Below are 12,964 nucleotides of genomic sequence, written 5' to 3'. Positions count from 1 at the left end.
AACTCCCTTTTGATTTATTTATTTTCCTTATCTAGTACTTCTTGTACTCCATCTTGCATCTTCTTTATAGCTTCATCAAAAGTTATCTTTCCTTGCATATGTTCATCTAATGTGTCAAATATAACTCTTTCCCAAGCCATAGTATTTACAGTTGATGGTATAGGTACAGCATTTTTAGCAAGTTCAGGTATTACAGATACATCTAAGCCAATTTTTTCCTTAACAACCTTAGGGTAATCTGCTTGAACATTTTTATGCGCTTGTGGAACTAATGCTATTTCAGTGTACTTTCTCATAGCTTCTTCACTAGACATATAGTTTATAAAATCCCATGCTTCTTCTTTATGCTCAGAGTTTGATGCTATAGCATTTCCTAATCCACTTATAACACTTTTACTCTTATCTACTTCTGACATTTTAGGGAATGGATATACTGCAAATTTACCTGCTACATCAGATTGTTCTTCATCATTATATATTAATAAATAGCAAGATATAGTTTCAACTGCAGCAGCTTTGCTTGATCTAAATAATGGCCCTGCTCCAACTTCTATAGTTTCATTTGGTGAAGTGTGTAAATCACTTTGCCCTAACTCAAAGAATTTCTTTATACCATCTTTAGCTTCTGGTGTATCTATAAGTGCTGTTTTTCCGTCCTCACTTATCATTTGAGTTCCTGATGATGCTATTGCATTATGAAATCCTACCTGTAAGTCACTATTAAGCGGTGACGTTATAGGTGATACACCTTCTGGAAGCTTCGTTTTAGCATCTTCAGCCCAAGCTAGCATCTCTTCCCAAGTCCAATCTTTGGGTGGCATTTCTAATCCGTGTTCTTTTATCAACTCTTCATTTACTAACACTACTCCGACATCCCAAAATGTCGGTATAGCATATTGAATATTTTTATAGTTATACATATTCACTAATCTAGGTAGGTAATTATTCATATCCATAGAACTTTCTTTTATATAAGGTTCTAAATCTACTAACTTATCTGCATTTGCATATTGTCTAAAATAACCTGATGTAATCCAGAATATATCTGGTGCTGAATCTCCTGCTGCTGCAGTTTCTAATTTAGTCCAATAATCTGCCCATGAATATATTTCTAAATTTATATCTACATTAGGGTTTTCTTTTTCATAGTCTTGTATTAATGTCTCTATTGCTTCTTTATGCCCTGTATCCCATATTGAATATCTTAAGCTTACTTTTCCATCTTCCTCTTTACCTGTTGAACTACATCCCGTTGCAAAACACAATGTAACTGCCATAAGTGCTGACACTAACTTTTTCTTTAAAGCCATTTAGCTCCCCCCAATAAACCTATTTATTTGTAGATTTAACTCCATTTACATGTATAAAACTTGTATATTCTAGTTTTAATTAAACTTAGGTATCCAATCTCCATGTACTTCTATTAAATCGTCTACTAAATTTCTTATCTCATCAAGGCTAAGTTCTGATGAAGTATGTGGGTCTAACATTGCAGCATGATATATATATTCTTTCTTTCCTGTTAATGCCGCTTCTACTGTAAGTTGTTGTACATTTATATTAGTTCTATTAAGTGCTGCAAGCTGTATAGGTAAATCTCCTACAAAGCAAGGTGTAACACCATTTCTATCAGCTAAACAAGTTACCTCTACACAACAATCGCTAGGCAAATTAGTTATAAGTCCTGTATTTAATACATTTCCTCCAAAAGTATAAGGTACTCCTGTTTCCATGGCTTCCATTATATAAGATGCATACTCGCTAGTTCTCTTATGAGTAAGTTCTTTATTGTCAACTAAATCTGACTTACGCTTATTCCAACTATCTATTTGTTCTATACATCTTCTTGGATATTCATCTAGTGGTATATTAAACTTCTCTATAAGTTCTGGGTGAGTATTTTTTATAAAATAAGGTAAATACTCAGCATTATGCTCACTAGATTCTGTTACATAATATCCAAATTGATTCATTATCTCAAATCTAACCATATCATCATGTTTTTCAAGAGTAAATTCTTCCTTAGTTCTTCTATCGCATCCTGTTATAGGTCCTTCTTTAGCTCTTCTTTTTATTTCTGGGTATAAATCTTTTCCAGCTCTAGTTATTTCTAAAAGCCACCCCATGTGGTTTATTCCAGCTATTTTAAAGTTTACATTATCAGTTGGCATATCTAGTTTTTTAAGTAGTTCAGACGCACATGATTGTACCGAGTGACAAAGTCCAACTGTTTTTACTTTTGTAGCTTTAAGCATAGCTAATGTTAACATAGCCATAGGATTTGTGTAATTTAACAACCAAGCATCAGGACAAACCTCTTCTATATCCCTAGCAAAATCTAACATAACAGGTATAGTTCTAAGTGCTCTAAATATGCCCCCTATACCTAATGTATCTCCTATAGTTTGCTTTAAACCGTATTTTTTAGGTATTTCAAAATCTGTTATAGTACACGGATCATATCCACCTATTTGCACTGCATTTACCACATATTTAGCATCTTTTAAAGCTTCTTTTCTATCAGTATACTTAACAACCTTAGCTCTAGACTCGTTGCAAGTTTTATTTATGGTATCTAACATATTAAAAGACTCTTCTAATCTGTCTAAGTCAATATCATATAAGGCAATCTCAAATTCATTAAGAGCTGGTGTTAACATACAATCCCCTAAAACATTTTTTGCAAATATTGTACTTCCTGCACCTAAAAAAGTTATTTTTCCCATATTTAATCCCCCTTGTTTATATCATTTTTTATATCTTTCTATATTAATAATTTTATGGCATTTTGTATTGTTTGTATTTGTCATTTTTATTTGAAAACTTATACTTTTTAACTTTACTTATAAATTTTAATGGTCTAGTAAATATAGTAAAAAAATAGTCCCTTAGAAATAATCTAAGGGACTATGCTTAATTAAAAGTTATCCATAAAACTTATAGTATCATTTTTATTATCATCTTTTAATTTAAATTGATCAATTAAATCCTTTAACATCTGTGCTTGACTTGAAAGTTCCTCACTTGCTGCAGCACTTTCTTCTGATGTAGCTGAGTTTGTTTGAACAACAGCTGAAATTTCCTCAACCCCAGCATTTGACTGAGATATAAGCTCAGCTTGTAAATTATTAGCCTTAGCTATTGCATCTATAACTTCAGTTGATGCTTTTGCACCTTCAACAATTAACTCTAAAGATTTTGCTGTTTCTAAAACTATTTGTGTTCCATTTTCAACAGCTTTTAATGATCTTTCTATTAACTCTTCTGTATCTTTTGCACTTTCAGCAGATTTTGATGCAAGATTTCTAACTTCATCTGCAACAACTGCAAATCCTTTACCTGCTTCACCTGCACGAGCAGCTTCAACTGCAGCATTAAGTGCTAATATATTTGTTTGGAATGCTATATCATCAATATTTTTTATTATCTTTCCTATTTCATTTGATGTAGCTGTTATCTCATCCATAGCTAAAACCATTTGTTTCATTTGCTCTTGACCTGTTTCTGTTGCTATTGCAGACTGATTAGCTATCTCCTCTGCTTTTTTAACATTTTCAGAAGTTATACTTGCTTGTGATGAAACCTCTGTTATTGTAGATACAAGTTCTTCTACTGCACTAGCTTGTTCCGTAGCACCTTGAGATAATATCTGCGCACCTTCAGAAACCTGATATGAACTTCCTGCAACTTGTTCTCCTGCAACATTTATTTGAGATAGTGTTGAATTTAAACTATCTACAATTTTATCTATAGAATCTAACATTGGTTCAAAATCATTTTTAAATAAATCTACCTTGTCACTTATATCAACATTTAAATTACCATTACTAATTTCAGATAAAGCATAATCTAAAGTTGTTATAACATCTCTTAAATCTACTACTATTTTCTCTGTTGCATTTTTTAATAATCCTATTTCATTATCAGCATCTACTTCTGGTATTTCTGAATGTAAATCACCTTCTGCCAATAACTCTAGTCTTTCACTACAATCTTTTAAAGGCTCTCCAACCTTCTTGGCAAATCTAATAGCAACAACAAATCCTATAATTATAAATGATATTATCATTATTATAGTTATAGTCATTGATTGATAAACTTCTTTTAAGAAATCATGTCTATCAGCCATTATCCCTATTCCCCAATGATCTGTATTATCAACAGATGAATAGCCTACTATATATCCTTTATTATCAATAGTTGCATCATCCGCTCCATTTTCTCCAGCAATATTTTTTTTATCTATTTCTGCTAAAGCTTCTCTTGATGGGTCTGTTTTAGCCATTTCTATAGAGTTTTCAACTCCAACTAAACTATGATCTTTATATGCAATAGTTGTACCTTCTTTATTTATAAGATAAGCACTACTATTAGGACTTACTTGTATTTCTTCAACAACTTTATTTAATAAATTTTCATCTGGTATAAAATATACAACTCCGATTACTTTGCTTCCTTCTTCTCCATTTTCCCAAACTGGAGCTGATATTACAAAAGTCATTTTTCCATCAACTTTACTTTTTACCGGGCTACTCATATAAGGTTCTCCACTCATAGCCGCTTTAAAATAATCTCTTTCTGAGTAATCTTGTCCATCAAAATAACTCTTTCCAGTTGCATCTAAAAGATTTCCTCTTCTGAATCCATATAACTTAACTTGCTTGTCTATTATAGTTTTCTTCTCTTCTATGCTAACCTTAGGATCTGCTATTCTATCTCTGCATCCAGCTAAAACAGCTGCATTTTTTATATTTGCAATTTTTGAGCTTACATTTTCTCCCGATTGTTTTGCAAGTTCTGAAATAGTCTCATGTAATACTTCATTTGCTGTTTGATAATTTAAATATAGAGTTGTTCCTCCAATTAACACACTTGAAGCAATAACTAACCCCATTATTATAAATGCTAATTGATTTTTAATAGTTTTTTCTTTTTTTCTCATGTTTAATATTCTTTTCAAATCGTCACTTCACTGTTTTAAATAATTAATTTATTTAAACAGTTACTCCTTTCCTCTTTAACTTCATGCATTAAAACTTCATCATATATGACTTTAAAATATTTTATAGTTCGAACTTTTAGGATTTTACCGTTCTAATCCTACTTTTTATAATTTAAATTATTTTTAGTATACTGTGCATGCAATTTAATTTTACTTGAATTATATATCGGCAAAATAATTTAATATTATAGGGTAAAATTTAAAAAATTTTACATTTTTTCCTTTTTTGTTTAATTAATTAATTTTTAACAATCTATAAAACCGTATTCCTTTAATAAATTAAGTTCATTTCAAAATTTTCCTTCAATTTAAAAAGAGAGTATTATATATGTTTTAATTACATATATAATACTCTCTTTAAAATAAAGCCGACTCAAAATAAGTATCTTTTATTAAAAATATACTCTTTTCAAAATTTATAATCATACTTTCAACTTAAGAAACTAAGTCTTATAAATTTAGAAGCTGTCATTAAAATTTATAGTTCCATTATTTTCTTCTTTTAACTTAAATTGATCAATTAATTCTTTTAACATCTCAGCTTGACTTGAAAGTTCCTCACTTGCTGCAGCACTCTCTTCTGATGTAGCTGAGTTTGTTTGGACAACAGCCGAAATTTCTTCAACTCCTGCGTTTGACTGAGATATAAGTTCAGTTTGCATACTATTAGCTTTTGCTATATCACTTATAACATTTGATGATTCTCCTGCTCCTTCAACAATCTCTTCTAAAGATTTTGCAGTTTCTAGAACAATTGCCATTCCATTTTCTACAGCAGTTATTGATTTTTGTATTAAGATTTCAGTATCCTTTGCACTTTCAGCAGATTTTGAAGCAAGGTTTCTAACTTCATCTGCAACAACCGCAAATCCCTTACCAGCTTCACCTGCACGAGCAGCTTCAACCGCAGCATTAAGTGCTAATATATTTGTCTGGAATGCTATATCATCAATATTTTTTATTATCTTTCCTATTTCATTTGATGTAGTTGTTATTTCATCCATAGCTATAATCATTTGTTTCATTTGTTCTTGACCTTTTTCTGTAGCTATTGACGATTTATTAGCTATATTTTGTGCTTTTTTAATATTTTCAGAAGTTATGCTAGCTTGTTCAGAAACCTCAGTTATAGTAGCTACAAGTTCTTCTACTGCACTAGATTGTTCTGTTGCACCTTGTGCTAATATTTGTGCTCCATTTGAAACTTGGTGAGAACCACTCGCAACTTGTTCTCCTGCAACATTTATTTGATATAAAGTTGAATTTAAACTGTCAACTATTTTATTTATAGAAACCATCATAGGCTCAAAATCATTTTTAAATAAATCTACTTTATCACTTATATCAACATTTAAGTTTCCATTACTGATTTCAGATAGTGCATAATCTAATGTAGATATTACATCTCTTAAATCTACAACTATTTTTTCTGTTGCATTTTTTAATAATCCTATTTCATTATCAGCATCTACTTCTGGAATTTCTGAATGTAAATCTCCATCTGCTAGTAACTCTAATCTTTCACTACAATCTTTTAAAGGTTCTCCAATTTTCTTAGCAAATTTTATAGCTATAATAAATCCTATTGCTATAAATGCACCTATCATTACTATAGTTATTATCATTGATTTGTATAAATCTTTTAAAAAGTCATTGCTATAAGCCATAACTCCTATTCCCCAGTTATCAGTACCTTCAACTGGAGCATATCCAACTACATAACTTTCACCATCTTCTTTTAAAGACACTGCACCACTTTCACCTGCTATAATTTTTCTATCTACATCTGCAATTTCCTTATATGATGGGTCTGTTTTTGCTTGTTCTATAGAGTTTTCAACTCCAACTAAACTGTGATCTTCATATGCAATCGTAGTTCCTGTTTTATCAACAAGGTAAGTGCTACTATTTTCACTAACCTTTATACCTTCCACAATATCATTTAATATATTTTCATCTGGTACAAAAGTTACAGCTCCAATAACATTACTTCCTTCTTGTCCGTTTTCCCAAACTGGAGCTGATATTACAAAAGTTAACTTGCCATCAATCTTACTTTTAACTGGACTACTTATATAAGAATTTCCGTTCATTGCTTCTTTGAAATATTCTCTATCCAAATAATTTTGTCCATCAAAATAACTATTTCCATTTGCATCTAAAAGATTTCCTCTTCTAAACCCATATTTTTTAACCTGGCTATCTACTATTGCTTTTTTATCTTCAACCTTAACCTTTGGGTCTGCAATTTTTTCTCTACTTCCTATTTCTTCTGCTGTACTTTTTATATTGATTATCTTAGAGCTTATGTTCTCCGATGCTTGATGCGCTAACTCTACTACATTATTTTCAAGTGTTTTATTTGCTGTTGTATAGTTTAAATACAGTGATGTAACTCCTATTAAAATACTAGAAATAACAACTAAACTTATAACAATTCTTGCTAATTGTTTTTTTATAGTCTTTTCTCTTTTCTTTATTTTAAATATATTTTTAAACATTTCTTCTATCCGCCTATAATTATTTGTCAGCGACTCCTTCCCTTGTAAATTTATATATTTTTTCTTTACAAGGCTATATATCGGCAAATAATTGTAAATTTATAGTATTTTTTAAAATTTTTTCATATTTTAATTATTTATAAATTAAATGATTAGTTTTTTAATAATTTCCATATAAAACTTATCTTCTTATCTTCCCCTTATATCTTCAAACAAAACTGACTTAGGGTATAGCGAATGGTTGATATTTAAGTTTTAGCGACATTTACAAGCATCTTCTCTTCCTCTTATCTCCTCAAACAAAAACTGACCTAGGGTATAGCGAATGGTTAATATTTAAGTTTTAGCGACATTTACAAGCATCTTCTCAGCTTGTATGGAGCAAAACTTAAATATCAACCATTCGCGGTGCTACACCCTAAGTCAGTTCATCATACTACAAACTTATTATCATATTCATAAGTTTATTATTTCTCTTTATAAACTCATCTAACTCTTTTGGATCTAATTCTTTATTAGCAAGTAAAGCAACATCTACTATTTGATTACAAATTAAAGATATCTCTTCTTTCTTACTTTCATCATCTTTTAACTTCATTAACTTCTTAATTATAGGACTATTATCATTTATAACTAAAGTTTTTTCTTCTTCAAAACTCATTCCAAGGTCCATTCCTGCAAATTGAGATTTCATCTCAGCCATTCTTCTTGATTGCTCAGATACTAATATTATGGCTGTAGTATCTTCACTCTTTAAGCTTTCAACAGAATAATCTTTTACTTTGTCTTTTACAACATCTTTAAATAAATTTTCTATAGCTGTTTTTTCTTCTGTATTTTCTTCATCTTTTTTATCTTTTAATACATCTGATAAATCTGCATCTATTCTATTAAATGTAACTCCTGGATTTTTAAATTCTATAAATGACATAAAGTGATTATCTATATTAGAATCTAATATCACAGCATCTAAATCATAATCTTTAAATAACTTAATATATTGAGATTGTTGTTCTTCGTCACTTACATAGAACACTTTATTTTCATGTTTTTCTTTGCAATTTTCTAAGTACTCGTTAAGTGTTAAATATTTAGAATCTATATCCTTAAATAATAATATATCTTTTACTTTGTCATAGAATCCTTCATCTTTTAAGCATCCAAACTTAATAAATACTTGTATATCATCCCAGAATTTTTCATAGCTTTCTTTTTCATTTTTATATAATGCTTTTAACTTATCTGCTACTTTCTTAACTATATGCTTAGATATTTTACTTACATCTCTATCATTTTGTAAGAAACTTCTAGATACATTAAGTGGTAAATCTGGACAATCTATTACACCTTTTAGTAATAATAAGAACTCTGGTATAACTTCTTTTATATTATCAGCAACAAATACTTGATTGTTGTATAATTTGACTTTACCTTCTATTAATTCAAACTCATTTTTAAGTTTAGGGAAGTATAATATTCCTTTTAAGTTAAATGGATAATCAACATTTAAATGTATCCAGAATAATGGTTCATCAAATGTTTTAAATACTTTTCTATAAAACTCTTTATACTCTTCATCTGTACAATCTTTTGGTGATTTTAACCATAATGGTGTTGTATCATTTAAAGGCTTATTATCTTCTTCTTTTTCTTCTTTATCACTTACTTTTAGATATATATCTACAGGTAAGAATGAACAATATTTTTCTATTATATTTCTTACTGTGTATTCCTCTAAAAACTCTTTGCTATCATCAGCTAAGAATAATGTTATAGAAGTTCCTCTTGTAGTTTGTGTATCACTTTTACTTATTTCATACTCTGTTTGTCCTTCACTTATCCATCTTACAGCTTCAGCATTTTCTTTATATGATAAAGTATCTATTTGAACTTGTTTAGCTACCATAAACGCTGAATAAAATCCTAATCCAAAGTGACCTATTATATCATTTTCTTCGCCCATTTTATCTTTGTATTTATTAACAAAGTCCTCTGCTCCAGAAAATGCTACTTGGTTTATATATTTATCGACCTCATCTGCTGTCATACCTATACCATTATCAGCAAATACAAGGGCTTGCTTTTCCTTATCTATAGTTACAGTTATTTTGTATTCTTGATCTTTATTGTCTTTTATCTCTCCTAGAGATATTAATTTTTTATATTTGTTTATTGCGTCACACCCGTTACTTATAAGCTCTCTTATAAATATATCCTTATCTGAGTATAACCACTTTTTTATTATTGGAAATATATTTTCTGTATGTATTGATATGTTTCCTTTTTTATTTTCCATTTTATCGCCTCCTAAGTTTATTTTTCAAATAAATATTGGGATAAAACTTTTTTCCCTACATATATATTTTATCATTTTTATTAGCAGTGTCAATAATTGAGTGCTAATTTTTATTTTTTTCTAAAATAGGTTATAATATATCGGGGAAATAATGTTTAGAAAGGAGTTGTAATATTATTTCAACAAAACTAAGTTTCAAGCTAAAATATATAATAATATCAATCTTAATTATAATTTCATCTCTTGTATTTTATTCCGATAAATATATAGGGACTTTTCCTTTTATTATAATAGTCCCATTCTTATTATCGTGTATGTATAAAGAGTCGACTACTACAATATTGATAGGCAGTATATGTATTTTAGTAACAAATTTTTTAATGCCGGATTTTGGATACGAAATAATTTTAATACCAACAGCTTTAGTTTGGTTAGTATTACTTTCTACTGCTGGTAAATATTTTAATGTATTTTTACATATACATGGATTTAAAAAATATTTGAGTGTTATAGGCATATTATTTTTTGTATTATTTAGCATAGATTCTTATTTTGTGATAAAAGGAAATCCTATATCTTATTTAAAATCTAAAAATATACTTGAAAAATATATAGATAAGTATTACAAAGACAAGTTTTATTTAAATAATTTTCATTCTGCTAATATTAAAAATCCATTTGATTATACCTATTTGTTAGTAGATAAAAAAAGCAAGGAAACTTATGCTATTGTTTATAATACTCGAAATAACTATATACACGATTATTATCAATATGATCAAATAGAGTCTATAAACCAAGAAATAGAAGCAGATTTATTGAATAAAATTTTATCAAAAACTAAACTTGAACATAAAAATATTTCTACATTATCTGTTTATACAGGTGATGATTATAATATAGACTATAATTTAAAAGAAAATTATAAGAATAAAGATGTACAAGTTTTAGAGTTATATCTAGAAAAAGATATTAGTAAATTTGATACTAAAGAATATCTTTATGATAATTGTTATCAATTTTCATTAGCTTCTTATGAAATACTACAAGCACTTAAAGACTCTAAATATAATTTAAAAAAGATTTATATTAATTCAACTTCTGCTCAAGGGGTATTTAGCGCAGAAATAAATAATATAAATAAAATTAATTCTTTAAATGATATGAAAAATATTGTTCGTATAGAAAAGTAATACCTTTAAAATAAGGAGTATCAAAATCTTTGTATAAGACTTTGATACTCCTTATATATATTCTCTGTATCCATCATTTTATTATATCCTTATATTTTTTATCTACATACATATTTGATATAAAACCAAATATTCCTCCTATTATAGCAACTGCCATAATCTCAATAAATATATTTTCAACTTGAAAGTAATCACACACTTCAATTCCAATTACAATCCCTACAAACATAATAGTAGATGCTATACCTCTTGCATTAAAATATTTTTTATGTTTATCCATGTCATTTTGATTAAAACATCCTTTAGACTTTGTTTCTTTTTCATAATTTTTTATATTTTTTTTGATGTTAAAGTAATAAGTAAATAAATAGTATACTATAAAGCTTAAAAACATAAATATTATCTCAAATAAGTCAATCATAAAAATCCCCCTGTATATTTTTATTATTAATATAACTAAATAATTCGATATCCTATTAAGTTTCTATAAAACTAGTTGTTCAACCTTCTATATAATCCAATTACCTACTATTTAGTTTTATTAATAAGACTTATAACATTTAATTACCTTCCCATTTTTGTTAATGTATTCTCCAGTTCCATCTGAATTAGTTACTAAATACAAATTTTCACTATAGATTTCTATTTTAGAATATACTTTATTAAACCTAGTAATTTCATTTCCATCTCTATCAAATACATAAGATTTGTGTCCATCTGTAAATGCATATATAGGTAACATTGTAGGATAAAAATCTTTAAAAGCTTTAGTTATTGGTTTTCCACTTTTATCAATTAGCATATAACCCATTTCATTACTAGCAATCGCTCGATCCTTAGATATATTGACTATTCCAAAATATTGTTTACTATTTTTTAAATTATTTAAATCAATTATATTTACACTAACTTTTTCACTATCACTATCAAACCCCATTATAAATTCATCTTTCAAATCTAAATTTTTAAATGGTATATCTAAAATTTCATGACCATTTTTATCAACTAATATATCTTTTTCTCCATTGTTTACAACTGCATAATTGCCTACAAATATATCATAGTCTATATGATAATCAGCTCCTATAAAAAATGATGATATTAGCTCATCTGGCATATTCCCCATAAATTTTATTTCTTCATACTTAGGAGAAACTATATAGTTTCCATCATTATCTACTATCCCATATAGTAATCCATCTTCTTTTAATTTATATTTTTTATTTTCTTTTTTTAAATTTATTAAATCATCTAACCTCATACTCTTATCAGGTTGTTTAAATCCTTCATTACTTGAAAGTTCTATTTCAAATTTTCCTTTATTATTTATTGCTCCTATTTGCTCCCCTTTTCTTACAACAGCACAACCATTACTAAATCGCTCTGCATAATCAAACTGAGGATTTAAAATAACTTTACCTGACTTATTGATGTAACCAAATTTTTTACTGCTTTCATCATAGAAAGGATATAAAACATTATTTAACTCTTTTATTTCTGATTTAAACCTTTTTTCAATTTTTAAATTTTCCTCGTTTTTAATTGTATTACTATTATTAGTTGTTGTTATATTTCTGTTAATTATTATATGATTACCTTCACACCCTAATATGTATATACCTGTAGCTATTATTATTGATATATATATAAGTTTTTTCATAAATATTATTTAACTCCTTTATTATTTCCCCCATAAATTAATTTGTCATTTTTTACCTTATAACTTAATTTAACAAATTTAAATTTATTTTCAATACAATTGGAGTAAAATACACTAAATTTGCACTCAAATGTATAATATAGAAAAGTTTATTTAATTTTTATGTATTAAAATAAATTTATTTGGAAATAATTCATTTGTAAGCTCAATTTATTTTTTATAATATTTATCCATCTACCATATATTTCTAATACTATAATATTATTAATCCACGAGAAAAAGGCAGGAAACGGACCCTGCCTTTTTAATTTA

Annotated in this window: 8 protein-coding genes; 1 reads left to right on the top strand and 7 read right to left on the bottom strand. The window is 27.9% G+C overall.

What is annotated here, in order from left to right:
* Window positions 1-14 precede the first annotated feature (14 nt).
* From ACEXNK_RS04645 to htpG, 5 genes are all read right to left on the bottom strand, one after another.
* On the bottom strand, window positions 15-1,310 hold the full coding sequence (locus ACEXNK_RS04645) for an ABC transporter substrate-binding protein (protein ID WP_373599273.1): 1,296 nt from the start codon (window positions 1,308-1,310) through the stop codon (window positions 15-17).
* A 75-nt stretch (window positions 1,311-1,385) separates the two neighbouring features.
* A complete protein-coding gene (locus ACEXNK_RS04640; protein WP_373599274.1) occupies window positions 1,386-2,726 on the bottom strand; it encodes an alpha-glucosidase/alpha-galactosidase in 1,341 nt (446 codons plus the stop codon).
* Window positions 2,727-2,917: 191 nt separating this feature from the next.
* Window positions 2,918-4,960: a methyl-accepting chemotaxis protein gene (locus ACEXNK_RS04635; protein ID WP_373601558.1), complete on the bottom strand. Its 2,043-nt coding sequence runs from the start codon at window positions 4,958-4,960 to the stop codon at window positions 2,918-2,920.
* Window positions 4,961-5,460: 500 nt separating this feature from the next.
* Window positions 5,461-7,503 (bottom strand): methyl-accepting chemotaxis protein, encoded by a 2,043-nt coding sequence (locus tag ACEXNK_RS04630; protein WP_373599276.1) that lies wholly within the window; start codon window positions 7,501-7,503, stop codon window positions 5,461-5,463.
* 436 nt (window positions 7,504-7,939) lie between these two features.
* The gene (gene htpG / locus ACEXNK_RS04625; protein ID WP_373599277.1) at window positions 7,940-9,799 is read right to left on the bottom strand and encodes a molecular chaperone HtpG; all 1,860 of its coding nucleotides are present in this window, start codon (window positions 9,797-9,799) and stop codon (window positions 7,940-7,942) included.
* Between the two features lie 314 nt (window positions 9,800-10,113).
* Here htpG and ACEXNK_RS04620 point away from each other — a divergent pair, with 314 nt between their 5' ends.
* Complete coding sequence (locus ACEXNK_RS04620; protein ID WP_373599278.1) at window positions 10,114-10,992, top strand: hypothetical protein; 879 nt, start codon at window positions 10,114-10,116, stop codon at window positions 10,990-10,992.
* A 73-nt stretch (window positions 10,993-11,065) separates the two neighbouring features.
* Here ACEXNK_RS04620 and ACEXNK_RS04615 read toward each other — a convergent pair whose 3' ends face one another.
* Both ACEXNK_RS04615 and ACEXNK_RS04610 read right to left on the bottom strand, forming a co-directional pair.
* Complete coding sequence (locus tag ACEXNK_RS04615) at window positions 11,066-11,413, bottom strand: hypothetical protein (RefSeq protein WP_373599279.1); 348 nt, start codon at window positions 11,411-11,413, stop codon at window positions 11,066-11,068.
* A 120-nt stretch (window positions 11,414-11,533) separates the two neighbouring features.
* On the bottom strand, window positions 11,534-12,652 hold the full coding sequence (locus ACEXNK_RS04610; protein ID WP_373599280.1) for a WG repeat-containing protein: 1,119 nt from the start codon (window positions 12,650-12,652) through the stop codon (window positions 11,534-11,536).
* Window positions 12,653-12,964: the final 312 nt, after the last annotated feature.

The organism is Paraclostridium bifermentans (assembly GCF_964259345.1).
Taxonomy (GTDB): Bacteria; Bacillota; Clostridia; order Peptostreptococcales; family Peptostreptococcaceae; genus Paraclostridium; species Paraclostridium bifermentans_B.
The sequence above is the reverse complement of the archived record's forward strand: the minus strand, read 5'-3'. Positions and strand labels throughout refer to the sequence as shown.

Coding starts and splice junctions, on each gene's coding strand:
- htpG (WP_373599277.1), bottom strand. CDS start 9,799: ATGGAAAATAAAAAAGGAAACATATCAATACATACAGAAAATATATTT.
- ACEXNK_RS04630 (WP_373599276.1), bottom strand. CDS start 7,503: ATGTTTAAAAATATATTTAAAATAAAGAAAAGAGAAAAGACTATAAAA.
- ACEXNK_RS04610 (WP_373599280.1), bottom strand. CDS start 12,652: ATGAAAAAACTTATATATATATCAATAATAATAGCTACAGGTATATAC.
- ACEXNK_RS04615 (WP_373599279.1), bottom strand. CDS start 11,413: ATGATTGACTTATTTGAGATAATATTTATGTTTTTAAGCTTTATAGTA.
- ACEXNK_RS04620 (WP_373599278.1), top strand. CDS start 10,114: ATGTATAAAGAGTCGACTACTACAATATTGATAGGCAGTATATGTATT.
- ACEXNK_RS04645 (WP_373599273.1), bottom strand. CDS start 1,310: ATGGCTTTAAAGAAAAAGTTAGTGTCAGCACTTATGGCAGTTACATTG.
- ACEXNK_RS04640 (WP_373599274.1), bottom strand. CDS start 2,726: ATGGGAAAAATAACTTTTTTAGGTGCAGGAAGTACAATATTTGCAAAA.